General features: G+C 65.5%; 22 protein-coding genes and 1 pseudogene. 16 read left to right on the top strand and 7 right to left on the bottom strand.

Going from position 1 to position 25,589, the window contains the following annotated elements; genetic code table 11:
• Positions 1–434: 434 nt before the first annotated feature.
• The 3 genes and pseudogenes from BSIN_RS18685 to BSIN_RS18675 all read left to right on the top strand — a co-directional run bounded on the left by BSIN_RS18685 (position 435) and on the right by BSIN_RS18675 (position 5,425).
• Positions 435–1,724, top strand: a complete 1,290-nt coding sequence (locus BSIN_RS18685; protein ID WP_059517653.1) for a dicarboxylate/amino acid:cation symporter — start codon at positions 435–437, stop codon at positions 1,722–1,724.
• 239 nt (positions 1,725–1,963) lie between these two features.
• Positions 1,964–4,035, top strand: a pseudogene (locus tag BSIN_RS18680) (sensor histidine kinase).
• A gap of 34 nt (positions 4,036–4,069) precedes the next feature.
• Positions 4,070–5,425 (top strand): sigma-54-dependent transcriptional regulator, encoded by a 1,356-nt coding sequence (locus BSIN_RS18675; protein ID WP_089341549.1) that lies wholly within the window; start codon positions 4,070–4,072, stop codon positions 5,423–5,425.
• A gap of 399 nt (positions 5,426–5,824) precedes the next feature.
• Here BSIN_RS18675 and BSIN_RS18665 read toward each other — a convergent pair whose 3' ends face one another.
• Positions 5,825–6,346 (bottom strand): peroxiredoxin family protein, encoded by a 522-nt coding sequence (locus BSIN_RS18665; RefSeq protein WP_059518015.1) that lies wholly within the window; start codon positions 6,344–6,346, stop codon positions 5,825–5,827.
• Between the two features lie 294 nt (positions 6,347–6,640).
• Between BSIN_RS18665 and BSIN_RS18660 the strand changes: the two genes are divergently transcribed.
• On the top strand, positions 6,641–7,261 hold the full coding sequence (locus tag BSIN_RS18660) for a hypothetical protein (RefSeq protein WP_256583873.1): 621 nt from the start codon (positions 6,641–6,643) through the stop codon (positions 7,259–7,261).
• 376 nt (positions 7,262–7,637) lie between these two features.
• Here the strand turns inward: BSIN_RS18660 and BSIN_RS18655 are convergent, their stop codons facing one another.
• Complete coding sequence (locus tag BSIN_RS18655; protein WP_089341546.1) at positions 7,638–9,359, bottom strand: YifB family Mg chelatase-like AAA ATPase; 1,722 nt, start codon at positions 9,357–9,359, stop codon at positions 7,638–7,640.
• A 158-nt stretch (positions 9,360–9,517) separates the two neighbouring features.
• Complete coding sequence (locus BSIN_RS18650) at positions 9,518–9,763, bottom strand: accessory factor UbiK family protein (protein ID WP_059518016.1); 246 nt, start codon at positions 9,761–9,763, stop codon at positions 9,518–9,520.
• 365 nt (positions 9,764–10,128) lie between these two features.
• Here BSIN_RS18650 and BSIN_RS18645 point away from each other — a divergent pair, with 365 nt between their 5' ends.
• From BSIN_RS18645 to ptsP, 7 genes are all read left to right on the top strand, one after another.
• The gene (locus BSIN_RS18645) at positions 10,129–10,467 is read left to right on the top strand and encodes a P-II family nitrogen regulator (RefSeq protein WP_089341545.1); all 339 of its coding nucleotides are present in this window, start codon (positions 10,129–10,131) and stop codon (positions 10,465–10,467) included.
• A 43-nt stretch (positions 10,468–10,510) separates the two neighbouring features.
• On the top strand, positions 10,511–11,962 hold the full coding sequence (locus tag BSIN_RS18640; RefSeq protein WP_173678713.1) for an ammonium transporter: 1,452 nt from the start codon (positions 10,511–10,513) through the stop codon (positions 11,960–11,962).
• Positions 11,963–12,261: 299 nt separating this feature from the next.
• Positions 12,262–13,551 (top strand): glutamate--cysteine ligase, encoded by a 1,290-nt coding sequence (gene gshA, locus BSIN_RS18635; RefSeq protein ID WP_089341544.1) that lies wholly within the window; start codon positions 12,262–12,264, stop codon positions 13,549–13,551.
• 26 nt (positions 13,552–13,577) lie between these two features.
• Complete coding sequence (gene gshB, locus BSIN_RS18630; RefSeq protein ID WP_089341543.1) at positions 13,578–14,534, top strand: glutathione synthase; 957 nt, start codon at positions 13,578–13,580, stop codon at positions 14,532–14,534.
• 259 nt (positions 14,535–14,793) lie between these two features.
• On the top strand, positions 14,794–15,270 hold the full coding sequence (locus BSIN_RS18625) for a PTS sugar transporter subunit IIA (RefSeq protein ID WP_059517669.1): 477 nt from the start codon (positions 14,794–14,796) through the stop codon (positions 15,268–15,270).
• Positions 15,271–15,352: 82 nt separating this feature from the next.
• Entirely contained in the window at positions 15,353–15,622 is a 270-nt protein-coding gene (locus BSIN_RS18620; protein WP_059517671.1) for an HPr family phosphocarrier protein, read from the top strand.
• A 221-nt stretch (positions 15,623–15,843) separates the two neighbouring features.
• Positions 15,844–17,616, top strand: coding sequence for a phosphoenolpyruvate--protein phosphotransferase (gene ptsP, locus BSIN_RS18615; RefSeq protein ID WP_089341567.1), 1,773 nt, complete (start codon positions 15,844–15,846; stop codon positions 17,614–17,616).
• Positions 17,617–17,929: 313 nt separating this feature from the next.
• Here ptsP and BSIN_RS18610 read toward each other — a convergent pair whose 3' ends face one another.
• The 3 genes from BSIN_RS18610 to gpmA all read right to left on the bottom strand — a co-directional run bounded on the left by BSIN_RS18610 (position 17,930) and on the right by gpmA (position 21,426).
• On the bottom strand, positions 17,930–18,688 hold the full coding sequence (locus BSIN_RS18610) for a HesA/MoeB/ThiF family protein (RefSeq protein ID WP_069235034.1): 759 nt from the start codon (positions 18,686–18,688) through the stop codon (positions 17,930–17,932).
• A gap of 122 nt (positions 18,689–18,810) precedes the next feature.
• The gene (locus tag BSIN_RS18605) at positions 18,811–20,379 is read right to left on the bottom strand and encodes a S41 family peptidase (RefSeq protein WP_059517675.1); all 1,569 of its coding nucleotides are present in this window, start codon (positions 20,377–20,379) and stop codon (positions 18,811–18,813) included.
• Between the two features lie 297 nt (positions 20,380–20,676).
• Entirely contained in the window at positions 20,677–21,426 is a 750-nt protein-coding gene (gene gpmA / locus BSIN_RS18600; protein ID WP_059517677.1) for a 2,3-diphosphoglycerate-dependent phosphoglycerate mutase, read from the bottom strand.
• A 140-nt stretch (positions 21,427–21,566) separates the two neighbouring features.
• Here gpmA and BSIN_RS18595 point away from each other — a divergent pair, with 140 nt between their 5' ends.
• The 5 genes from BSIN_RS18595 (at position 21,567) to BSIN_RS18575 (ending at position 24,536) form a co-directional block, all read left to right on the top strand.
• The gene (locus BSIN_RS18595) at positions 21,567–21,974 is read left to right on the top strand and encodes a rhodanese-like domain-containing protein (RefSeq protein WP_089341542.1); all 408 of its coding nucleotides are present in this window, start codon (positions 21,567–21,569) and stop codon (positions 21,972–21,974) included.
• An 11-nt stretch (positions 21,975–21,985) separates the two neighbouring features.
• Positions 21,986–22,252 (top strand): glutaredoxin 3, encoded by a 267-nt coding sequence (grxC, locus tag BSIN_RS18590; RefSeq protein ID WP_089341541.1) that lies wholly within the window; start codon positions 21,986–21,988, stop codon positions 22,250–22,252.
• Between the two features lie 110 nt (positions 22,253–22,362).
• Positions 22,363–22,836 carry a protein-export chaperone SecB gene (gene secB, locus BSIN_RS18585; protein ID WP_059517683.1) on the top strand — a complete coding sequence of 158 codons (474 nt, stop codon included), beginning with the start codon at positions 22,363–22,365 and terminating at the stop codon, positions 22,834–22,836.
• Positions 22,837–22,886: 50 nt separating this feature from the next.
• On the top strand, positions 22,887–23,885 hold the full coding sequence (locus BSIN_RS18580) for an NAD(P)H-dependent glycerol-3-phosphate dehydrogenase (RefSeq protein ID WP_089341540.1): 999 nt from the start codon (positions 22,887–22,889) through the stop codon (positions 23,883–23,885).
• Between the two features lie 123 nt (positions 23,886–24,008).
• Complete coding sequence (locus tag BSIN_RS18575) at positions 24,009–24,536, top strand: O-acetyl-ADP-ribose deacetylase (RefSeq protein ID WP_089341566.1); 528 nt, start codon at positions 24,009–24,011, stop codon at positions 24,534–24,536.
• Positions 24,537–24,589: 53 nt separating this feature from the next.
• Here the strand turns inward: BSIN_RS18575 and BSIN_RS18570 are convergent, their stop codons facing one another.
• Complete coding sequence (locus tag BSIN_RS18570; RefSeq protein WP_089341539.1) at positions 24,590–25,513, bottom strand: class I SAM-dependent methyltransferase; 924 nt, start codon at positions 25,511–25,513, stop codon at positions 24,590–24,592.
• Positions 25,514–25,589 lie beyond the last annotated feature (76 nt).

The following is a 25,589-nucleotide window of genomic DNA, read 5'->3' as shown; positions in this document are numbered from 1 at the left end:
GGAAAATCGGAACGCGGGTGGGGGAAAGGTCCGGAAAATCCGGATAAATCAACAGGCCGGCGCTGACTTTCAAGCTGGCATCGACCTTGCTCTAGATGTCGTCACGGCCGCTCTTGGCCCGATAAATACAGTAACTTTGAATGGGGTAGGAGTAAGTGCTGAAAGGCGCTGACTCTGGCCGACCGCCGAGGGGTTGGAGTAAGCGCTGAAGCGCCCACTCCAACCAGCCACGGCATGGGGCCAGAGTAAGTGCTGAAGCACTAACTCTGGCCGACAAGGAGACAACCGATGACCACTGCCATCCATCCCCCCCGGATTCCCTGAGGCCATCGCTTGTTGCGGCACGGCAGCCGCGCGGGCGAATGGCGCTCCCCTGACATTCGCCCGCGCGCGTGACGCCGCCCGTTCCCGATTCATCTCCCTTCTGCGGAACCATCGTGAAGAAACCGTTCTATAAAGTGCTTTACGTGCAGGTGATTTTCGCCATCGTCATCGGCGTGATCCTCGGCCATTACTATCCGTCGCTCGCGATCGACATGAAGCCGCTCGGCGACGGCTTCATCAAGCTGATCAAGATGGTGATCGGGCCGATTATCTTCTGCACGGTCGTCACCGGCATCGCCGGGATGCAGGACATGAAGAAGGTCGGGCGCGTCGGCGGCAAGGCGCTGCTTTACTTCGAGATCGTGTCGACCTTCGCGCTCGTGCTTGGTCTCGCGGCCACGCACCTGCTGCGCCCGGGCGCCGGCTTCAACATCGATCCGGCAACGCTCAACGGCAAGGAGGTTGCGTCATATGCGGCGAAGGCGCACGGCCAGTCGACGGTCGATTTCCTGTTGCACATCATCCCGAACACGATGGTCGACGCGTTCGCGCAAGGCGAGATCCTGCAGATCCTGCTGATCGCGCTCCTGTTCGGCAGCGTGCTCGCGCATCTCGGCGAGCGCGGCCGCGCGGTCACCGATTTCATCGATGGCATCACCCGCGTGCTGTTCGGCATCGTCCATATCGTCACCAAGCTCGCACCGATCGGCGCGTTCGGCGCAATGGCTTTCACGATCGGCAAGTACGGCGTCGGCTCGCTCGTGCCGCTGCTGAAGCTGATCGGCACGTTCTACCTGACGTCGGTCGTATTCGTGCTTGTCGTGCTCGGCGCGGTCGCGCGCTTCACCGGCTTCTCGATCATCCGTTTCATCGGCTACATCAAGGAAGAACTGCTGATCGTGCTCGGCACGAGTTCGTCCGAAGCGGCGCTGCCGCAACTGATGGAGAAGCTCGAGAAAGCCGGCTGCTCGCGCTCGGTCGTCGGCCTCGTCGTGCCGACCGGCTATTCGTTCAATCTCGACGGCACCAACATCTACATGACGATGGCCGTGCTGTTCATCGCGCAGGCGACCAACATCGAACTGACGTGGATGCAGCAGCTCACGCTGCTCGCGGTGGCGATGCTGACTTCGAAGGGCGCGAGCGGCGTGACGGGCGCGGGTTTCATCACGCTTGCCGCAACGCTCGCCGTGGTGCCGACCATTCCGCTGTCGGGCATGGTGCTGATTCTCGGCATCGACCGCTTCATGAGCGAGTGCCGCGCGTTGACGAACATCGTCGGCAATGGTGTTGCGACGGTCGTCGTGTCCGCGTGGGAAAAGGAACTGGACCGCGCGAAGCTGCAGGCGGCGCTGTCCGGGCGCGGCCAAGAGGCGGCAGGCGAGACCGCCCAGGTTTGACGTGCGTGGCCGGGCGTCCGGCGGCGCATGCGCCGCCGTGCGAAGGCGCGCTTGATGCGGGCGAGCGGGCTTGCACGGTGCGGATGGCGCTGAATCGATGCGGGCCGATGCGCGCGCGCTCGGCCCACGGCGGCTCGAGCCGGGCGCACGCGACGCAAGCTGGGTTGCATCGATGAGCAGCAGCGAGCCCGGCCGGCGCGACGCAGCGTCGCTCGAGCGCCGCACCGCCGGACGTAACGCTGCCCGTCCCGTCCGATGCGGCGCGATTGCGCGTCGCGGCGTCCCGGCGCGGCCGCTATGCCACAATAGCCGATTCCTACCGCTCGGAAGACGCCACCGTGAAGCGCCGCCTGATCGTCGTTTTCGCGCTCGCCGCGATGCTCGCGGCAGCGTGTGCGCTCACATGGACTCTCACGTGGCAGCGCGGCGTAGACGACTTGCGGCGCAATGCGGCGGCGCGTGTCGACCGCACGACGAACGCACTGAAGAGCACGCTCGACCGCTACGAATCGCTTCCTTATCTGCTCGGCGGCCATCCGTTCGTGCAGGACGTGCTCGCGGCGCCGGGCAACCACCGCTATGTGAATCGCGCGAACCGGTATCTCGAAGACATGAACCGCCACGCGCACGCGACGGCATCCTACGTGATCACCGCCGACGGTCTGTGCGTTGCCGCGAGCAACTGGCGCGGCCCGGACAGTTTCGCCGGCATCGACTACCGCTTCCGTCCGTATTTCGTCGAGGCGGTCAAGGGCGGCACTGGCCGTTTCTTCGGGATCGGCACGATCTCGCGCGATCCCGGCTACTACATCTCGCAGCCGGTACGCCGCAACGGCAGGATCATCGGTGTCGCGGTCGTGAAGCTCAATCTCGAATGGTTTCAAGGGGCGGACGCGTCGGAGCCGCTGATCGTCGCCGACGATCATGGCGTGATCTTCCTGTCGTCGGTGAGCGCATGGAAATACCACACGCTCAAGCCGTTGCCGGCGCCCGTCGCGGCCTCGATCCAGCAGACGCGCCAGTACGCCCGGTATCCGGTGACGCCGCTGCCGATTCGCGTCGAGCGGGAGCTTGGCCCGGATGCGCAGATCATCCGGCTCGGTCCGGCCGATTCCGCAAGCAATGGGGCGAGTCCGGCCGGATTCGCCGCCGCCTTCGATGCGCCCGGCGCGCCGGCCTCGGGCGGCCTCGACGCGAGCCGGCGCGCGCCGCGCTACCTCGCGACGCGCCGGCAGCTCGGCGAACCCGATTGGCAGCTCGTCACGCTCGCGCCGCTCGCGAGCGTCGACGCCGACGCGCTCAACGCGACGATCGTCACCGCGTTCGGTTTCGTGTCGCTGTGCCTGCTCGGGTTCTACTGGCGGATGCGCCGCGCGCGCGTCAACGAGATGATGCGCGGCCGCGTGCTGCTGCAAAGCGCGTATGCGGAACTGAACCGGCGCGTCGAGGAGCGCACGGCGGATCTGTCGCAGGCCAATGCGCGGCTGCAGAAGGAGGTGGGCGAGCGCATCCGCGCCGAGCAGGAGTTGCGCGCCGCGCACGACGAGCTGATTCAGGCGAGCAAACTGGCCGCGCTCGGCCAGATGGCCGCGGGCATCACGCATGAATTGAACCAGCCGCTTGCCGCGCTGCGCAGTTTCTCGGACAACACGCGCGTGCTGCTCGAACGCGGTGAACAGGCGCCGCGCGCGAGAATCTCGAGGCGATCGCGGCGCTCACCGAGCGAATGGGCAAGATCACCAATCAGCTCAAGCTGTTCGTCGGCCGCGCGCGGCCGCGCAACGAAGCGGCGCACGTCGCGCGCGCGCTGCGCAACGTGCTGTCGCTGCTCAAGGAGCGGCTCGCGGGCGTCGAACTTGCGCTCACGCTGCGCGATGCGACGCGCGGCTGCGCCGAGACCGCGCGCTTCGATCCCGCGCTCGATCATCCGTCGCTCGTCGCGCACTGCGAGGATCTGCGGCTCGAACAGGTGCTGATCAACCTGCTCGGCAATGCGCTCGACGCGGTCGCAAACGTAGCCGGGCCGCGCATCGACATCACGGTCGACGCGAGCGCCGACGCGCTTGCGATCATCGTGCGCGACAACGGGCCCGGCATCGCGCCGGAATTGCTCGCGCGGCTGTTCGAGCCGTTTTTCACGACGAAGGAAATGGGGCGCGGGCTCGGGCTCGGCCTGGCGATCTCATCGTCGATCGCGCGCGACGCGGGCGGCTCGCTCGCCGCGCGCAACGCATCCGCGGGCGGCGCGGAGTTCGTCTTGACGCTGCGCCGCGTGCGCACGCATCATCCGGACACTTCCGCCGCGCGCTGAGCGCCGGGAACCGAAAGCATCATTGGGTGACGAGATGGCGAACCGCCTGCAAGTGATTTATATCGAAGACGACGAACTCGTGCGCCGCGCGAGCGTGCAGAGCCTGCAACTCGCTGGGTTCGACGTCGCCGGGTTCGGCTCGGTCGAGGCGGCCGACAAGGCGATCGCGGGCGACACGGCCGGCGTGATCGTGTCCGACATTCGCCTGCCCGGCGCAAGCGGCCTCGATCTACTCGCGCAATGCCGCGAGCGTGGGCACGACGTGCCCGTCGTGCTGGTCACCGGGCATGGCGACATCTCGATGGCCGTGCAGGCGATGCGCGACGGCGCATACGATTTCATCGAGAAGCCGTTCGCGACCGAGCGGCTGACCGAATCGGTGCGACGCGCGCTCGAACGCCGCGCGCTCGTGCTCGAGAACCACGCGCTGCGGCGCGAACTGGCGGGGCAGGGCGTCGTCGCGCCGCGCATCATCGGCCGCAGCCCCGCGATCGAGCAGGTGAGGCGGCTGATCGCGAACATCGCGCCGACCGACGCGTCCGTGCTCATCAACGGCGATACCGGCGCGGGCAAGGAGCTGATCGCGCGCAGCCTGCACGAACTGTCCGCGCGCCGCGACAAGCCGTTCATCGCGGTCAACTGCGGCGCGCTGCCGGAGCCGATGTTCGAATCGGAGATGTTCGGCTACGAGCCCGGCGCGTTCACCGGCGCGGCGAAGCGGCGCATCGGCAAGCTCGAATATGCGTCGGGCGGCACGTTGTTTCTCGACGAGATCGAAAGCATGCCGCTCGCGTTGCAGGTGAAGCTGCTGCGCGTGCTGCAAGACGGCGTGCTCGAACGGCTCGGCTCGAATCAGCCGATTCGTGTCGATTGCCGCGTCGTTGCCGCGGCAAAGGGCGATATGAGCGAGCACGTCGCGGCGGGCACGTTCCGGCGCGATCTGCTGTACCGGCTCAACGTCGTGACGATCGCGCTGCCGCCGCTTGCCGAGCGCCGCGAGGACATCGTGCCGCTGTTCGAGCATTTCATGCTCGATGCGGCCGTGCGCTACGGCCGGCCTGCGCCGCTGCTCACCGACCGCCAGCGCGCCGGCCTGATGCAGCGCGATTGGCCCGGCAACGTGCGCGAGCTGCGCAACGCGGCCGATCGCTTCGTGCTCGGCGTCACCGAAGACATCGCGAGCGGCACTCTCGCGGAAGACGGACGCGATGCCGAGCAGTCGCTGAAGGAGCGGGTCGAACAGTTCGAACGCGCGGTGATCGCCGAGACGTTGAACCGCACCGGAGGCGTCGTCGCCGCGACGGCCGACAAACTGCACGTCGGCAAGGCGACGCTCTACGAGAAGATGAAGCGTTACGGGTTGTCGGCGAAAGGCGACGCGGAGCGTTGATGCGCGTCCGGCCGTCAAGTTCATGCGCCGACGGCGGCGCGTGCGGCGCTTGTCGAAAGCCGTCGCCGGTTGGGCAGCGCGGCGGAAATACGTCTTTGCGCGAACGTTTTTGCGTGCGGGATGACGGCGCTTTTCGATCCGGAAGCCACCTCGGTGAAAGCGCGCTGCGCAATCCGCCGCGTGGGCAAGCGCACCGTGCGCGGCAATAGAGGCGCGATGCCGCCCGATTTATCTGGAGCGGGGCGTCTATCCAGCCCCGCTCGATTTCATCGCTGCCTGCCGATCGGCAAGCCTCACGCCGATCTGCGCATATCGGTCAGTAGCCGCAATCCGCCCCGGCCGATCGCGGCGGCTTTGGGGCGATTCGCGGGCCGCCGCGGCCGTTTGAACGGCCGTCGCTCAGGCGTCGAGTGCCTTTTGCAGCAGCGCGTCGAGTTCCGCGAACTGCGGTGCGCCGACATAGCGCTTCAGGATCTTGCCGTCCTTGCCGATCACGAAGGTCGTCGGCGTGAGCTGCACGTTGCCGAACTGCTTCGCGACGCTGCCGTCGTCGAGCGCGACTTTGAACGGCAACTGACGCGTTTGCGTGTAGTTCGCGACGTACATCGGCGGATCGTAGTTCATCGCCACCGCGACGAATTCGACGCCCTTGCCCTTGAAGCGGTTGTACGTGTCGACCATCTGCGGCATTTCCTTCATGCAGGTCTCGCAGCTCGTCGCCCAAAAATTGACGAGATAGACCTTGCCTTTCAGATCGGCATCGGTGGAAAGCTTTTGGCCGGACAGCAGCGTAAACGTCGCGTCGGGCGCGCTCGACTTGCCGTTGACCGCGAAATAGCCGGCGACGCCAATGGCGACGGCGGCAACAGCGATCGCGACGAAGCGCAACGGACTGCGGCGGCTGGCGGAAGCGGGACTCATCTGCGAAACCTCTCGGATGCCGGCGAATGCGTGCCGGTCGTGCTGCGTGGTGATTGACGAATGGAACGGCGCATATTGTACCGTCAACCGGCTGGAGGCGATGATGGCGGCGGTCTGTGGCCGGTGGCGATGGCGATGAAGGCGATGGCCGGTCGCAGCGCGCGGCCGAGGCGCGCTTATCGGACATCCAGCGGACAGCGAGCTCCGGGCAATGCGCGTGCGGCGATAATGACGCGGCCTATTTTTCCATTGATTCGATTTCGAGGCAGTCGTTTGGATTGCCCTTTTCCGCCCATGATCCGTACTGGTTTTCGTCTCGCCCGCCCATGTTCTCGGCCGGGTCATTTGCGCGCCCCGTTGCGTGCCCCGTTTTCCGCCCGCGCGCGTCGCGCGGCGGTCGTGCTGGGGGCACTCGCCGTGCTTGCCGCGTGCTCGCCCGCTTATGACTGGCGCACGCTACACAGCGATGCGGGCTACACGATCGATCTGCCCGCGAAACCCACTGTCGACGAGCATGCGATCACCATCGCCGGCGTGCCGATGACGATGCGGATGCAGGCGGCGCATGTCGGCGGGGCGGTGTTCGCGGTCGGCACGGTCATGCTGCCGGACGATCGCGATGCAACCCAGCATGCCGCGCTGGCCTACCTGCGTGCCGGTTTGGCGCGCAACCTTCGCACGCAGCCGGCCGAGCGGGCGGTGCTCGTGCCGCTCGCGGCGGGCGGGCAGGCCACGGGCACCGAGCTGACGATGAGCGGGACGCCGGAATCGGGGAGCGATGCGCTCGCGCCGAAAACTGTGATCGCGCGCATTGTCGCGCGTGGCCGGCATGTCTATCAGGCGGTCGCGATTTCCGATGCGCCGTTGCCCAATGAGCTGCTCGAACAATTTTTCGGCTCGTTGAAGCTCGATTGAACCGGTAAATCGGCGCCCTGAGAGTGAGCTTCGAACTGAAAGTTCCTTCGCAAGAATAGTGGCTAGTTGGCGGATTCTGCGGGGTTTTTTGGGTTACCCACAGAGACTGTGGATAACTATGTTGAAAAGTTTGACGAGTGCTCGGCAAACGCCCGCCAGAGCGCCTTTCAGTTAGTTTGCCTGGAATCTTGGCACCCAAAAAAACTTATATAAATCAATGTATTGGAAGTCGAGTTTCAAGTGATGGCTGGCATGCGCGGCGCGCCCCTCGGATACTGGCAATTGTGTATAAGTCAAGTCTTGACATCGAAATTTTTACTGTGATGTCTGCCGGCAATACGAGTCGGCCACAGTAATCGCAAGCTGGTGTGAGGCCTCAGCCAAGCGAAAAAGCTCGCCGATACCGAATCGCTTCAGCGATATGTCCCGAATTTGCCGAATCGTCACCTGCCAGATCCGCGATCGTGCGCGCGACCTTCAGCACCCGGTAATACGCGCGCGCCGACCAGCCGAAGCGCTCGCCCGCCTCGCGCAGCAGCGTTTCGCCCGCGCTGTCCGGGCGACAGAACGCATCGGTTTCCCGGCCGGTCAGCCGATGGTTGGTCTTGCGTTGGCGCGCGAATTGACGCTCGCGCGCCCGCGCGACGCGCTCCGCCACCGCCGCACTCGGTTCGCGCGTCGCGGGTGAACGCTCGGCGAGTTCCGCGGGCGTCAGCGCGGGAAGCTCGATCTGGATGTCGATCCGATCGACGAGCGGCCCGGACAATTTGCGCAGATAACGTGCGGCGACATCCGGCGAGCAGCGGCAGCGGCCCGATGGATCGCCGCGCCAGCCGCACGGGCATGGATTCATTGCGGCGATGAGCTGGCACGCGGCGGGGAAATCAGCCTGCAGCGCGGCGCGCGAGATCGTGATGTGCCCGGCTTCGAGCGGCTCGCGCAGTGTCTCGAGCACGTTCCGGTCGAATTCGGGCAGTTCATCGAGAAACAGCACGCCGAGATGCGCGAGCGTGATTTCGCCCGGTTGAGGCGGATTGCGGCCGCCGACGAGCGCGGCCGGGCTCGACGAGTGATGCGGCGCGCGAAACGGGCGCCGCCGCCACTGCGCGGGCGAGAAGCCCGCGCGGCTCGATGAAAGGATGGCCGCCGACGTCAGCGCCTCGTCGTCGGTCAACGGTGGCAGCAAGCCGGGCAGCCGTGCGGCCAGCATCGATTTGCCGGCCCCCGGCGGGCCGATCATCAGCATGTGATGGCCGCCCGCCGCAGCGACCTCGAGCGCGCGTTTCGCGGCGCACTGGCCGATCACGTCGGCGAGATCGGGCGCGCCCGCATCGGGCAACTCGTCGAGCCGGGGTGCGGCGACGGGCGACAGCCTGGCGTCCGGCCTACCGGCAAGATGCGCGCATAGTGCCTGAAGATCGGCCGCGCCGTAGACGGTAACGCCCGGCACAAGCGCCGCTTCGGCTGCGCTCGGAAGCGGCAGATAGAGTTCCAGTACGCTCCCGCGGGTTCGCGACGGGGACGCTGGCACAAATCCGGCCGACATGGGCGCGGCCCACGCCGATCCGGCCGTTGGCATGTCGGCTGCGGGTATCCCGGCCGATGTAATGCCGGTCGGGATTGCCGTTGCAGCCCGCGCATCCCCGGCCTGCGCGGATTCCGGCGCCGTGCTCGCCGCAGGCTCGGGCGTGTCCGGCTGCTCGCCGCGCGCGGTGCCGCACGCCATTGCGAATGCGCCCCGCATCGGCCGTAGCGCGCCGGTGAGGGACAGTTCGCCCGCGAATTCGCGATGCTCGAGCGCGCCGGCCGGAAGCTGCTGACTTGCAGCGAGGATGCCGAGTGCGATCGGCAGATCGAAGCGGCCCGACTCCTTCGGCAGATCGGCGGGCGCGAGATTGACGGTGATGCGCCGCACCGGGAATTCGAAACCGCAGTTCGACAGCGCGGCGCGCACGCGTTCGCGGCTTTCGCGCACTTCGAGATCGGGCAGCCCGACGATCGAGAACGACGGCAATCCGTTGGCGAGATGGACTTCTACAGTGACTTCCGGCGCACGGCCGGCAGCCGGCGCGCGGCTGCGTACCACGGCAAGCGACATGATCGGACTCCTCGTCAACCGGACGGGCGGCGCCGATCGATGATCGGCGCCGCCCCGGTTTCTGGTGTTTACGAACGATTTCGATGCGCGTTTGCCGGCGATGCGCGAATTTGTGACTGCTCGGCCGCCGCTCGGGCGAGCGGCGGCGTACTTCGATATCAGGCCTCGGTCAGCTTGCGTTCGAGCTCGGCGACGCGTTTTTCGAGTTCTTCGAGCCGCGCGCGGGTGCGGGCGAGCACTTGCGACTGCGTGTCGAATTCCTCGCGGGTGACGAGATCGAGCTTCGAGAAGCCTTGCGAAAGCACGGCCTTCACGTTGCGTTCGACATCCTTGACCGGCGAGTTTTTCAGCAGATCGCCAATGCGCGATTGCAGGTCGTTGAAAACGTCGCTGGGTTGCTTCATGGTGTTCCCCTTCCGAATGCACAAAAAATGTGCAACTGCAGTTGCGTTCGTGCCCGCGAAATGCGCATGACCGAAGTTGGTGCGTGCGCGGGCCCGCTTTCCGGGCATTCGAGCGCGAAACCCGCGTTCGCCGTGCGCCGGACGTGCAAGCACTCTAACAACCTTCCTTTCGGTACGCCAGCCAACCATGTCCGCGTTGGCCGTTCGGCCAGGGGCGGGATGCGCCGCCGCCGCGCCCGCGCGCATCGTCGAAATCCGCCTGAAAGTCTGACAACACGGCGCTTGCCGACATGGCATGCGAGTTGCTGAGGATATTCCGCTACACATTGCAGCGGCGATGGGCAACCACATAGCGAGAGGACTTCATGAAACTGATTACTGCAATCATCAAGCCGTTCAAGCTCGATGAGACGCGTGAGGCCCTGTCGGCCCTGGGCGTCTCGGGCATCACGGTGACGGAGGTCAAAGGGTTCGGCCGCCAAAAGGGGCACACCGAGCTGTATCGCGGGGCCGAATACGTCGTCGATTTCCTGCCGAAGATGAGGATCGAGGCCGCCGTGCCGGAGGATCTCGTCGAGCAGGCGGTCGAGGCGATCGAGCGGGCGGCGCGCACGGGCAAGATCGGCGACGGCAAGATCTTCGTTACGTCGATCGAGCAGGTGATTCGGATTCGCACTGGGGAGACGGGCGCCGACGCCCTTTGATTTCAACGACACGAGACATACGAACGACAAGAGGAAAACCAAGATGCGCAAGATTCTGATGTCCCTGCTGATGGCCGGCTCGCTGCTCGCGGCCGGCATCGGCGCCGCGATGGCCGACGATGCCGCGTCGGCGGCCGCCGCATCCGGCGCGCCGGCGAGCGCCGCGGCTGTCGCGACCGACGCCGCATCCGCGAGCGCCGCCGCATCGGCTGCCGTGCCGGCTTCCGCTGCCGCCGCGCCGGCCGCGCCTACCGCGCCGTTCTCGGTCGATGCGTCGAAGATCAGCGCGGGCGACACCGCATGGATGCTGACGTCGACCGCACTCGTGTTGTTCATGACGATTCCGGGGCTGGCCCTTTTTTACGGCGGCATGGTCCGCAAGAAGAACGTGCTCGCGACGGTGATGCAGAGCTTCGCGATCACGGCGCTCGTCACGGTGCTGTGGACCGTGATCGGTTACAGCCTCGCATTCACGCCCGGCAGCGGCTTCATCGGCGGCTTGTCGCGGGTGTTCCTGTCGGGCATGAACTACATCCACGGCGACAAGGCGACGACGCTGACGGTGAGCCATCTCGCGGCGACGATTCCGGAAAGCGTCTACTTCGTCTATCAGATGACGTTTGCGATCATCACGCCGGCGCTCATTTGCGGCGCGTTTGCCGATCGGATGAAGTTCTCGGCGATGCTCGTGTTCATGACGCTCTGGTCGCTGATCGTCTACGTGCCGGTGGCGCATATGGTCTGGGAGCCGACCGGCTGGCTGTCGTCGGACGGCGTGCTCGACTTCGCGGGCGGCACGGTCGTGCACATCAACGCGGGCATTGCGGGCCTCGTGTCGTGTCTCGTACTCGGCAAGCGCGTCGGCTACGGCCGTGAGGCGATGCCGCCGCACAATCTCGTGCTGACGTTGATCGGCGGCTCGATGCTGTGGGTGGGCTGGTTCGGCTTCAATGCCGGCTCGGCGGTGGCGGCCGACGGCCGCGCCGGTTTCGCGATGCTGACGACGCAAGTGGCCACCGCGTGCGCGGCGCTCGGCTGGATGTTCGCGGAGTGGATCGCCAAGGGCAAGCCGTCGGTGCTCGGCATCGTGTCGGGCGCGGTGGCGGGGCTCGTGGCGATCACGCCGGCCGCCGGCTTCGTCGGCGTCGCGGGGGCGCTCGTGATCGGTGTCGCGGCGGGCGTCGTCTGCTTCTGGTCGGCGACGTGGCTCAAGTCGAAGCTCGGCTACGACGATTCGCTCGATGCGTTCGGCGTGCATGGCGTCGGCGGCATTCTGGGCGCTTTGCTGACGGGCGTGTTCGCGGTGAAGGATATCGGCGGCGCGGACGGCAGCCTGCTGCTGCAAGCGAAGGGCGTCGCGATTACGCTGGTCTACAGCGGCATCGTCAGCTTCATCCTGCTGAAGCTCATCGATCTCGTCATCGGCTTGCGGGTGACCGAGGAGGAGGAGCGCGAAGGGCTCGACGTGATTCTGCACGGCGAGCACGTCGAATGATTGACCGGCGCGGGCAGATGTTCCGGGCCGGCGGCGGCCAACCGTATGTACTTTGGCCGCCGCATGCACCAGTATGAGCGCAGCGATTTCGACCCGCCTTCCGGCGGGTTTTTTTTCGGGGCCGCCGCCTGCTTCCCGCACCGCCCGGCGCGCTTGCAGATACGGTATTGGCCATATCCCTGCACTCAATCAGGTCAATAGCGACAAACATTCGGTCATATCTTGTGTTTGCGGGAACAATCCCCAAATGCAGCAAGCAATTGCTCTACAATCTTTTTTCTCCCGTCCGCGAGTCACACATGGTTCCCCATCTCGTTACGGCGTTAAATGGCCCGCTGCTCGAACTCGAGCGCAAGATCCTCGACGCCACGCCTGCGATCGAACGCTGGTTCAGGCTCGAATGGCAGGAGCACACGCCGCCGTTTTATTGTTCGGTCGATTTGCGCAATGCGGGCTTCAAGCTCGCGCCTGTCGATGCGAACCTTTTTCCGGGCGGCTTCAATAACCTGCCGCCCGAAGTGCTGCCGCTCGCGGTGCAGGCAGCGATGGCGGCGATCGAGAAAATCTGTCCGGACGCGAAGGGGCTGCTCGTGATTCCCGAGCTGCCGACGCGCAATGCGTATTACCTCGAGAACGTCGCGCGCCTCGCGACGATCATGCGCCAGGCGGGCCTGAACGTGCGTTTCGGCTCGCTCGATCCAAGCATCGTCGACATCACGCCGATCACGCTCACCGACGGCCAGCGGATCGTGCTCGAACCGCTCGAGCGCACGCCGCGCCGCCTTGGCCTGAAGAATTTCGATCCATGCTCGATCCTGCTGAACAACGATCTGTCGGCAGGCATTCCGAGCGTGCTGGAAAATTTGCACGAGCAGTATCTGCTGCCGCCGCTGCATGCCGGCTGGGCGGTGCGCCGCAAGTCGACGCATTTTTCGTGCTATGACGACGTCGCGAAGAAATTCGCGAAGATGGTCGGCGTCGATCCGTGGATGCTCAATCCGTATTTCTCGACCGTCGAGGGCGTCGACTGGCACGCGCCCAACGGCGGCGATGCGCTTGCCGAAGCGATCGACGCGGTGCTCAAGAAGATCGCGCGCAAGTACCGCGAGTACGGAATCGGCGAGCGGCCGTATGTCGTCGTGAAGGCCGACGCGGGCACGGCGGGCCGCGGCGTGATGACCGTGCACGACGCGGCGGAGATCGGCCGGCTGTCGAAGCCCGAGCGCGTGAAAATGGCTGAATCGAAGGCGGGCGCGCCGGTGCGCGACGTGATCGTGCAGGAGGGCGTGTATACGTTCGAGCGCATCGGCGACGAGGTGGCCGAGCCGGTCGTCTATATGATCGACCGTTATGTCGTGGGCGGGTTCTATCGCACACATGGCGCGCGCGATCGCGACCAGAATTTGAACGCGCCCGGCATGCATTACGTGCCGCTCGGCTTCGAACACACGGCGCTGCCGGATACGCACGCGAAGCCGGGCGTGGCGCCGCCGAACCGCTTCTATATGTATGGCGTCGTCGCGCGGCTTGCGCTTATCGCGTCGTCGGTCGAACTCGAGAAGACCGACCCGGAAGCCATCCAGGTGTGACGTCGCCTTTTCCGCATCAGGTACGCATGGACATTCTCTTTATCGCCGACCCGCTCGAGCGCTTCAAGATCTACAAGGATTCGACCTACGCGATGATCGCGGAGGCCGCGCGGCGCGGGCACGCGGTGTATGCGTGCGAGCCGCGCGCGCTCGCATGGACCGGCGCGGGCGTCGAGGCCGACGTGTATCGTGTGACGATCGTCGGCGATACGGCCGATCTGCATCGCGAGCGCTGGTACGAAGCGGGCGCGCGCGAGGCGCGCGCGCTGCCGTCGTTCGGCGCGATCTTGATGCGCAAGGATCCGCCGTTCGACATGGAGTACGTGACGTCGACGTGGTTGCTCGAGCTTGCCGAGCGTGCGGGCGCGCACGTGTTCAACCGGCCGCAGGCGATTCGCGATCATTCGGAGAAACTCGCGATCGGCGAGTTCGCGCAGTTCGTCGCGCCGTCGCTCGTCACGCGCGACGCCACTCGGCTGCGCGCGTTCCATGCCGAGCATGGCGACGTGATCATCAAGCCGCTCGACGGCATGGGCGGTATGGGCGTGTTCCGTGTGAAGCCGGACGGAATGAATCTCGGCTCGATCATCGAGATGCTGACGCACGACGGCGCGCGCACCGTGATGGCGCAGAAATTCATCCCGGAGATCAGCGCGGGCGACAAGCGGATCCTGCTGATCGGCGGCGAGCCGGTGCCGTATTCGCTCGCGCGGATTCCGCAGGGCAACGAGGTGCGCGGCAATTTGGCGGCGGGCGGCGTCGGCATCGCCCAGCCGCTCGGCGCGCGCGACCGCGAGATCGCGACCGCGCTCGCGCCGGTGCTCGCGGCGCGCGGGCTGCTGCTCGTCGGCCTGGACGTGATCGGCGATGCGTTGACCGAAGTGAATGTCACGAGTCCGACTTGCTTTCGGGAAATCATGGATCAGACGGGGTTCGACGTCGCGTCGATGTTTGTCGACGCGTTGGAGCAGGCGGTTCGCTAACGTCTGTTTTGGCCCCCTCGGCTCGGCGGCGCACGCGCAGGCCCATCGCCGCCGGCATGGTCGACCGGCCTGCTACAATGCCCGCTCGCCGGCACGTTATCGTGCGCGAGGCCCGGCGGTCGGGCCGCACTCGTTGTAAGGCTGATATGAAACGACCCCCACGCTTACTTCGTTCGCCGCGCCTGCAAAGGGCGGTCAGCTCTTCTCCGTCGACGGAATTCGTTTCGGGGCGACGGATGGCGGTTCGGCGGAGGTTGACATGGCAGGCATTCTGATCATCGCGCACGCGCCGCTCGCTGCCGCGTTGCGGGACTGTATCGTGCATATCTACGGCGGGCTGCCCGCGCGTATCGGTTGCATCGACGTGCAGCCGAGCAGCGATCCGGTCCAGGTCATGGCGTTCGCACATGCGGAACTCGCGCGCCTGAAGGAAGACAACGGCGTGCTCGTGCTGACCGACATGTACGGCGCAACGCCCGCGAACATTGCAGGGCAACTCGCGAAGGTCGAAGGCGTCAGAGTGTTGGCGGGCGTCAATCTGCCGATGCTGGTGCGCGCGGTGTGCTACCGCACGACGCCGCTCGATACGCTTGTCGACAAGGCGCTCGCCGGCTCGACGAAGGGAATCCACGAAATCGCGGCGGGCACGCCGCCGCCGCGTTCGGGCACGTTCGGCTGCGGCGAATGCGCGCCGATTCCGCCCGAACCGAAAGCGCGAGCCGAAGAGCCGCATTGAGCGGCCCGCGGCAATCGCAATCGCCTCCGTGCGGCTGGCAGGCAGGCCGGCCGCAAGCTCGTTTTGACCTCATTGGAACACCATGCTTCAACAAGAAACGACCATCGTCAACAAATTGGGGCTCCATGCGCGCGCGTCGGCCAAGCTTACGCAGCTCGCAGGCAATTTTCAGTCGGAAGTCTGGATGACGCGCAACGGTCGCCGGATCAATGCGAAGAGCATCATGGGCGTGATGATGCTGGCTGCCGGGATCGGCAGTACGGTGACGATCGAGACGGACGGGCCGGACGAGAAAGAGGCGATGGACGCGCTGCTCAAACTGATCGCCGACAAATTCGGCGAAGGTCAGTAACCGGCCGGGCGGCCGCGGCGGGCAGCCGCCGCGTTATGCTGAAAAAATGCCGCGCGCCGCCGCGGCATTTTTTTCATCATGCGTTCGTTTCTGGCGTACTTGACCGGCTGCCATGTTGCGCCGCATGCAGCCGCGCGCGGGGTGCGGAATTTATAATCGTCAGCCGGGGTCATAAGCGCATCGCGACGGTGCGTCGCGGCTCACGTCTTTAGGAGGTGCGCGTGTCCTTCACGCTGCAGGGCATTCCCGTTTCAAGAGGTATCGCGATCGGACGCGCGTATCTGATCGCGCCGGCGGCGCTCGATGTCGCGCATTATCTGATCGAGGCCGACCAGATCGAAGCCGAGGTGGCGCGCTTACGCGCGGCGCTGGGCGCCGTGCGCGGCGAACTCGATGCGCTGCGCGCCGACCTGACTCACGATACGCCGAGCGAAGTGGCCGCGTTCATCGACGTGCACGCGATGATTCTCGGCGACGCGATGCTCGTTCAGGAAACGATCGATTTGATCCGCACGCGCCGCTATAACGTCGAATGGGCGTTGACCGAGCAACTCGACGTGCTTGCGAGTCACTTCGACGACATCGAAGACGAATATCTGCGCGAGCGCAAGGCCGATATCGAACAGGTGGTCGAGCGGGTGCTGAAAGCGCTCGCGGGCGCGCCGTCGGCTGCGCAGGCGCTCGACAAGGCGGCGAAGAGCCGCGACGAGATGATCGTCGTCGCGCACGACATCGCGCCTGCCGACATGATGCAGTTCAAGACGCAGTCGTTTCAGGCATTCGTCACCGATCTCGGCGGACGCACGTCGCATACGGCGATCGTCGCGCGCAGCCTCGGTATTCCGGCCGCGGTCGGTGTGCAGCATGCGAGCGCACTGATTCGCCAGGACGATCTCATCATCGTCGACGGCGACGCCGGGATCGTGATCGTCGATCCGGCGCCGATCGTGCTCGAGGAGTATTCGTACCGGCAATCGGAAAAGGCGCTCGAGCAGCGCAAGCTGCAGCGGCTGAAGTTCTCGCCGGCGCTCACGCTGTGCGGCGCGAAAATCGACCTGCTCGCGAACATCGAGCTGCCCGACGACGCGAAAGCGGCCGTCGATGCGGGCGCGGTCGGCGTCGGCCTGTTCCGCTCCGAGTTTCTGTTCATGAATCACAAGAACCAGATGCCGGAGGAGGAAGAGCAGTTCGCCGCGTACAAGCGCGCGGTCGAACTGATGCAGGGCAAGCCCGTGACGATCCGCACGATCGACGTCGGCGCGGACAAGCCGCTCGACGCGCACGACGAAGGTTACGAGACCGCGCCAAACCCGGCGCTCGGCCTGCGTGCGATCCGCTGGAGCTTGTCGGAGCCGCAGATGTTCCTCACGCAGTTGCGCGCGATGCTGCGCGCATCGGCGTTCGGGCAGGTGAAGATCCTGGTGCCGATGCTCGCGCACGCGCAAGAGATCGATCAGACGCTCGACCTCATCAACGAGGCGAAACGCCAGCTCGATGCGGCGGGGCTGGCCTACGATCCGAACGTGCGCGTCGGCGCGATGATCGAGATTCCGGCCGCGGCGATCGCGCTGCCGTTGTTCCTGAAGCGCTTCGATTTCCTGTCGATCGGCACGAACGATCTGATTCAGTACACGCTCGCGATCGATCGCGCGGACAACGCGGTCGCCCATTTGTACGATCCGTTGCATCCGGCGGTGCTGCATCTGATCGCCTTCACGCTGCGCGAGGCCAAGCGCGCGGGCGTGCCGGTATCGGTGTGCGGTGAGATGGCGGGCGATCCGGCGCTCACGCGGCTGCTGCTCGGCATGGGGCTCACCGAGTTCTCGATGCATCCGAGCCAGTTGCTCGTCGTCAAGCAGGAGATCCTGCGCGCGCATCTGAAGGCGCTCGAGAAGCCGACCGCGGACGTACTCGCGGCATTCGAGCCGGAGGAAGTGCAGGCGGCGTTGCAGCGGCTCGCGAGCGCGGAGCCGAAGGCGGACGTCGCGGCTTGAGGGTGGGCTGGGCATGCATGGCGTAGGCGTCGTGTGCCTGACGCAGGCTCGCCGGACTTCGGCGTGATCGTCGCGCGCACCGGCGAGTATCGTGATTCCCGCGATAGTGGCCGATGGTGGCGACTGCCGGGATTGCCGCGGGTGACTGCGGCTCGGTTGACTGTCTGCGTGGTGGGCTATCGGCATCGTCGCGCCGGCTTTGCGGCAGCGTGGTTATCGCGCGATGTGCCAAAGCGTGCACGGTGTGCCGCGTTGCTTGCATTGCGTCGGCACGCTCGCGTGCACTGACCGACGTGGCGACGCGCGACCCGCGTCAGTGCGTGCCGCCCGCGCCGCATACCGCGCAATCCGGCTGCCGCGCGATTCTCATCGTGTTCCATTCCATGCGCAGCGAATCGAGCATCATCAGCCGGCCGGTGAGCGTCGTGCCAATGTTGCCGATCACGCGCAGCGCCTCGGCCGCCTGCATCGCGCCGATGATGCCGACCGTCGGTGCGAACACGCCCATCGTCGCGCATGCCACTTCCTCGAACGGCTGGTCCTCCGGGAACACGCACGCGTAGCATGGCGAGTCCGGATCGCGGAAATCGAACGTGCTGATCTGCCCGTCGAAACGCAGCGCCGCGCCGCTAACGAGCGGCACGCGGTGCGCGACGCAGGCGCGGTTGATCGCGTGGCGGGTCGCGAAGTTGTCGGTGCAGTCGAGCACGACGCTTGCGCGCGGGACGTGCGCCTTCAGCCATGCATCGTCGACGCGCTCGGCGAGCGCGTTCACCTTTACGTCGGGATTCAGGCGCGCGAGCGTGTCGCGCGCCGATTCGACCTTCGTGCGGCCGACCGACGCCGTCGCGTGCAAGATTTGCCGCTGCAGGTTCGTCAGATCGACCGTGTCGGCGTCGACGATCGTGATCGTGCCGACGCCCGCCGCGGCAAGATACATCGCCGCGGGCGAACCGAGGCCGCCCGCGCCGACGACAAGCGCGTGCGCTTCGAGAAAGCGCTGCTGCGCTTCGATACCGATTTCGTCGACGAGGATGTGGCGCGAGTAGCGCAGAAGTTGATCGTCATTCATGGTGGACGGGCGCGAGGGCGGAGAACCGGTGTGGGCTTATTTTAGGCGCGCAAAGAAAACGGGCCATCGCGGCGGCTTGCCGCGATGGCCCGTGTGCGGGCCGGATGCTTGCACGCTGCGGCTTACTGGGGCGCCGACGCGGGCTTGGGCGCCGTTTTCGGTGCCGCTTTGGCCGCCGACGCGCCCTTGGCCGCCGAAGCCGCCGTCTTGCCGGCCGCGTCTTTCGAGGCCGCGCTATCGGCGGCGAGCATCTTCGACTGCTGGAACGGCTTGCCTTCGAGCTTGTTGAGCGCCTGCTGCATCATGAAATCGTCGGCGCTGCCGAACTCCACCGGCTTGCGGTCGCGATCCTTCTGCCGCTCTTCAGGCGTCTTCTTGTCGTTCTGCTCCTCGAGGATGCGCAGTTGCTCCATCCGGCGCTGTTCGCGTTCCTCGAGTTCCTTCTTCTCGTTCGGGTCCTGCGTGTTCGCGAGGTGGTTCGTGTAATCGACCTCGCGCGTGACGAGCGCGTCGTCCGGATCGCCGTCCGCGAATTGATCGACCGGGATGTCCGGCACGATGCCCTTGTTCTGGATCGAGCGGCCGCTCGGCGTGTAGTAGTACGCGGTCGTCAGGCGCAGCGCGCTATCCGCGGTCATCGGCCGCACCGTCTGCACCGAGCCTTTGCCGAACGTCGCCTTGCCCATGATGGTCGCGCGGTGCGCGTCCTGCAGCGCGCCCGCCACGATCTCCGAAGCCGACGCTGAATACGCGTTGGTCAGCACGATCATCGGCACGGTCTTATAGATCGCCGGCAGATTTTTCAACGGATCGGTATCGAATGTCGGCAGACGGTAGTTGTCGAAATTGTCGCGGTAGACCTGCTTCGAATCCGGGATCTGGCCGTTGGTCGACACGACGACGGAATCCGGCGGCAGGAACGCGCCCGCGACGCCGACCGCGCTTTGCAGCAGGCCGCCGCCGTTGTTGCGCAGATCGAGAATCAGGCCCTTCAGATTCGGCTGCTGGCGCGCGATGTCCTCGAGCTTCGCGGCGAGATCGGGCGTGGTGCGCTCCTGGAAGCTCGTGATGCGCACATACGCGTAGCCCTGATCGAGCAGCTTCGCCTTCACGCTCTGCACCTTGATGATCGCGCGCGTGACCGTGACGGGGAACGTGCGATCATCGCTTTTGCGGAAGATCGTCAGCGTGACCTTCGTGCCCGGTTCGCCCCGCATCTGCTTGACGGCCTTGTCGAGCGTCATGCCGCGCACCGGGCGATCGTTGATTCGCGTGATCAAGTCGCCGGGGCGGATGCCGGCGCGGAACGCGGGGGTATCCTCGATCGGCGAGATCACCTTGACGAGCCCGTCTTCCTGCGAGATTTCGATGCCGAGGCCGGCGAAGCGGCCCTTCGTCTGTTCCTGCAATTCCTGGTAATCGGTCTTGTCGAGAAACGACGAATGCGGATCGAGGCTCGATACCATGCCCTTGATCGCGGCGGTCAGCAGTTTCTTGTCGTCGACGGGCTCGACGTATTCGCGCTTGATTTGCCCGAACACTTCGGCGAACAGGCGCAACTGATCGAGCGGCAGCGGCGCGGCGACCGACGTTGCGGCCTGCTCGGCCGATGCGGAAATCTGCAGCGTCGCGAAGACGCCGGTTGCGAGGCCCGCGGCAATCAGGCCGATGTTCTTCAATTTCATACGCATAGAGTTGGGTACGATCGGAAAGCGCTTGGCTGTCGCGGGAGCAACGGGACGAGCGAACGACGGTCAAGTATAACTGTTCACCCGGATGCCTTGTGGATCGGGGCGAAACGGGATGCGGCGGTGAATTCGACCGTGCCGCGGCGCACAGGTTCGCCGCGGCACGGCACGGGCGGACAGTATTTTGCGTGGCCGAGGCGGCGTGCGTGCGCTGCACCGCCGTCGGCCGTGCGCATGGCGCCGGCTTGCGTGGGCTCGCGCCGGTTTGCCCGCGCAGCTTACGCTTGCAGCTTACGCTTATTACGCCTGCGCCTTGCCCTGCTGGGCGACGGCCGCCTGCGCTTTCGCGATTGCGTCCTGGTCGCCGAGATAGTAGTGCTTGACGGGCTTCAGGTTGTCGTCGAGTTCGTAGACGAGCGGCACGCCGTTCGGGATGTTCAGGCCAACGATATCGGCATCGGAGATACCGTCGAGATACTTGATCAGCGCGCGCAGCGAATTGCCGTGCGCGGCGATCAGCACCTGCTTGCCGGCCTTGATCGCCGGGGCGATCGATTCGTTCCAGAGCGGCAGCACGCGCGCGACCGTATCCTTCAGACATTCGGTGAGCGGCAATTGCTCGCGCGGCACCTTCGCGTAACGCGGATCGCCGTATGGCGCGCGCTCGTCCGACGCGTCGAGCGCGGGCGGCGGCGTATCGTAGCTGCGGCGCCAGACCAGCACCTGCTCGTCGCCGTACTTCGCGGCGGTTTCCGCCTTGTTGAGCCCCGACAGCGCGCCGTAATGGCGCTCGTTGAGCCGCCACGAATGGACGACGGGCAGGTACATCAGATCCATCTGGTCCTGCACGTGCCAAAGCGTGCGGATCGCGCGCTTGAGCACCGACGTGTAGGCAATGTCGAACGTGTAGCCGGCTTCCTTGAGGAGCAGGCCGGCCTGTTGCGCTTCGCGGTTGCCTTGTTCGGTCAGGTCGACGTCAACCCAGCCGGTGAAGCGGTTTTCCTTGTTCCACGTCGATTCGCCGTGGCGGATGAGAACGAGCTTGTACATGGATGCTTGCGGTCGGTAGTGAGGAAGCGGTAAGCGGATGCGGCCCCTCGCGGGACGGTATCGTAGACAGGAGGTTATTTTATAATGGCGGGATTGTCCTGATTCGATTTCTCAGTTTTCTCTTTTCCGACGGATTTTCCGTGACGTTCTTCACCGATTACACGAATCTCGCGCTCATCGCGATCCTGGTGGTTTCCGGCGGCCTGCTTGCATGGCCCGCGTTCAAGCGCGGCGGCGGCGGGCTGTCCGCCGCCGAGGCCACTCAATTGATCAACCGCCGTAACGCGATCGTCGTCGATCTGCGCACGGCGGCCGCGTTCGATGCGGGGCACCTGCCGTCCGCGCGCTCGATCGCGTTCGACGAACTCCAGACAAAAGTCGGCCAATTGTCGAAAAACAAGGGTACGCCGGTGCTGCTCGTGTGCGAGAACGGTCAGCAATCGCACAAAGCGCGCAAGCTCGTCGAGCAAGCCGGTTACCAGGACGTTCATGTGCTGCAGGGCGGCCTCGCCGCATGGCAGCAGGCCGGCATGCCGGTCGTCAAATAAGGAGTGGCGAAGTGAACAAAGTGGTCATGTACAGCACCCAGGTGTGCCCGTATTGCATCCAGGCCGAGCGGCTGCTCAAGCTGCGTGGCGTCGAGCGCATCGAGAAGGTGCTGGTCGACAAGGAGCCGGCGCGCCGTGCGGAAATGATGGAGCGCACCGGCCGCCGCACGGTGCCGCAAATCTATATCGGCGACACGCACGTCGGCGGCTACGACGATTTGTCGAAGCTCGATCGCGAAGGCGGCTTGACGCCGCTTCTCGAAACCGCTGCCGCTTGATCCTCGCAGCGCGGTGCGCCGCCGCACGACGGGCGGCGCACGACCTTAGCATGACCATACCGGGCGGCCGGAGGGTTCCGGCCGCCACGATTATTTTTTAGGGAACCACCATGTCCGACGTCGAAAACCAACCGTTCTTCAACATCCAGCGCATCTACCTGAAAGACTTGTCGCTCGAGCAGCCGAATTCGCCGGCGATCTTCCTCGAGCAGGACATGCCGTCGGTTGAAGTCGAAGTCGACGTGAAGGCCGAGCGCCTTGCCGAAAGCGTCTACGAGATTGCCGTGTCGGGCACCGTCACCGCGAAGGTCCGCGATAAAGTCGCGTTTCTGATCGAGGCGAAGCAGGCCGGTATCTTCGATATCCGTAACATCCCGGACGACCAGATCGATCCGCTGTGCGGGATCGCATGCCCGACCATCCTGTTCCCGTACCTGCGCTCGAACATCGCCGATGCGATCACGCGCGCGGGCTTTCCGCCGATCCATCTTGCCGAGATCAATTTTCAGGCGCTGTACGAGCAGCGTCTCGCGCAACTCGCGCAACAACAAGGCGGCGCGCCGAACGGCTCGACGCTCAACTGAGCGCGGGCGAGCGTCATGAACGATCGGCTCGCGCGCAACCGGTGCGCAGCATGAAGATTGCGGTTCTGGGCGCGGGCGCGTGGGGCACCGCACTCGCCGCGCATCTCGCCGCGCGGCACGACACGCTGCTTTGGGCGCGCGATGCCGCACTCGCGGCGGAACTTGCCGCTCGGCGCGAGAACGTCCGTTATCTGGGCGGCGTCACGTTGCCGCCGGTGTTGCGTTACGGCGCCGATCTCGCCGAGGCGTTCGCGCATGCGCAGGCGGATGACGCGCTGTGCGTGATCGCCGCGCCCGTGGCCGGGCTGCGCGCGTTGCTTCGCGAGATGCGCGGCACGGGCCGTGCGCCCGCGCATTTCGTCTGGGTTTGCAAAGGTTTCGACGCCGACACGCGACTGCTGCCGCATCAGATGGTGGCCGGCGAGTTGCCCGCGCACGCGAGCCACGGCGTGTTGTCGGGGCCGAGCTTCGCACGCGAGGTCGCGCAAGGGCTGCCTGTCGCGTTGACTGTCGCGAGCGCGTCTGCCGCGTGCCGCGAGCGCACGCTCGCCGCGTTTCATCATGGCGCGATGCGCATTTATACCGGCGACGACGTCGTTGGTGTGGAGGTCGGCGGTGCGGTGAAGAACGTGCTCGCCATCGCCACGGGCATTGCCGATGGGCTCGGTCTCGGTCTCAATGCGCGCGCGGCGCTCGTCACGCGCGGGCTCGCCGAGATGTCGCGGCTCGGCGTCGCGCTCGGCGGCCGGGCCGAGACGTTCACGGGGCTGACTGGTCTGGGCGATTTGATCTTGACCGCCACGGGTGATTTGTCGCGCAATCGGACGGTGGGCATGCAGCTTGCGGCAGATCGCTCACTCGACGACATCCTCGCGGCGCTCGGGCACGTTGCCGAAGGCGTGCGATGCGCGCGGGCGGTATTGTCGATCGCGCAAGAGCGCGGCGTCGAGATGCCGATCACCGCGGCAGTGTGCGCTGTGCTGTTCGACGGCGTCGCGCCGCGCGATGCGGTGAGCGGATTGCTGCGCCGGGACGCGAAAGCGGAGTGAGGGCGGCGCGAATCAAACGCGGGCTGGGTTGGGCCGCGGTCTGTAATCGATGAATTGACCGGCGGCGACGCGGGAGCGCAGGCTTGTTTGTCTGGCGTTCACGCGCTGTGGACGGAGAACGTGATGCCGATCATCGGTTCAACGTTTGTCGACGCAAGCATCGTCGATATCACGACACTTCCGCTCGATGCGATCGTCAACGCGGCAAACGAGTCGCTACTGGGCGGCGGCGGCGTGGACGGCGCGATTCATCGCGCGGCAGGGCCGGCGCTCGTGGCGGAATGTGCGACGTTGGGCGGTTGCGCGACGGGCGATGCGAAGCTCACGCGCGCGTACCAATTGCCCGCGAAATATGTCGTCCATACGGTCGGCCCGGTATGGCGGGGCGGCGGGCATCGAGAGGCCGAGCTGCTCGCGTCGTGCTACCGGCGCTCGCTCGAAGTCGCTGCCGAAGCGGGATGCGTGTCGATCGCGTTTCCTGCGATCAGTTGCGGCGTCTATCGCTTTCCGCCGGATGCCGCGACGGCGATCGCCGTGCGCATGGTGAGCAACGCGCTGTCGTCCGGCGCGCGTTTTCAGCGCATCGTATTTGCGTGCTTTTCCGACGACATGCTGGCGCATTATGCAGCCGAGCTCGCGCGGCTCAAGTGAGATCGAGGGGCGCCGCTGCCCGCCGTCGTGCGCGGTCAGCGGCGCGGGTTCGTCTACACCGGCTTGCGCGCCACGACGGTCGGAAACATCCGGCCGCGATCGTCGACGAATCGGATCTCGGCAAAGCCGGCTCGTTCGAGTTGCGTCCGGGTCTGCGCATGCGTGCGGAAAACATTCCATTTCACGTCGAGCACGTGCACGAACAACGTTTGTTGCAGTGCGAGCGCATCCGGCGTGGTCACGCTCAGATCCCAGGGCGATTCATTCGATAGCGCCGGCGGCGGTGTCAGAAAGCTCGTGATCAAATGACCGCCGGGCTTCAGTGCGTCGAAGAACCGGCGATACAGCGCGATCACGCGGTCGTCGTCGGGTTCGTAGATATTGAGGCCGTTGCTCGTCAGCGCATCCACCTGCGCATGCAGACCCAGCGACCACGCGTCGCCACGGCGTAGCGACAGCCGATCGGTCAAGCCGCGCTCGGTTGCCAGCGCCCAAGCACCATCCAATGCGCGTGGGTCGAGATCGATGCCGAGCAGCTTTATATCGTCATAGCCGCGGTGGTCGAGCAGCAGCAGATCGCCCATCCATCCGCATGGCACGGACGCGAGTGTGATGCCAGGCTTGAGTAACGCTTGCAGTTCCCGGCGAAAGACGCCGAAGCGTTCGCGCGTGGCAAGCCCGGCGGGCAGACGCTCGAATAATCGATATTCGAGATCGGTTGTCGCGCCCGGTTTCAACGTGCCAGGTTCGTAGGTCACGAGGCGATGTGTCCATTCACCGTCGAGCCCGCGATTGACGAGCAGGAAGCGTCCGAATTCGAATGTGGCGAGCTGATCGACCAGCGCGAGCTGTTGGCCGAGCGTCGCGGCCGGAAGATCGTCCTGTGCGCGCAAGCGGGCCTGGATCGTGGCGATGGCGGATTCGACGGTGTGATCGGAACCGGTGCGATGGGAAATCAATTGATTGGCGCTGTTCATTGCGATGATGACCTCATCTCGTTGAGTGCCCTGACGATCATAGAAAGCGAGTCGATCAACCGAAAGGTGACGTTGC

This window comes from Burkholderia singularis (assembly GCF_900176645.1).
GTDB lineage: Bacteria > Pseudomonadota > Gammaproteobacteria > Burkholderiales > Burkholderiaceae > Burkholderia > Burkholderia singularis.
The sequence above is the reverse complement of the archived record's forward strand: the minus strand, read 5'-3'. Positions and strand labels throughout refer to the sequence as shown.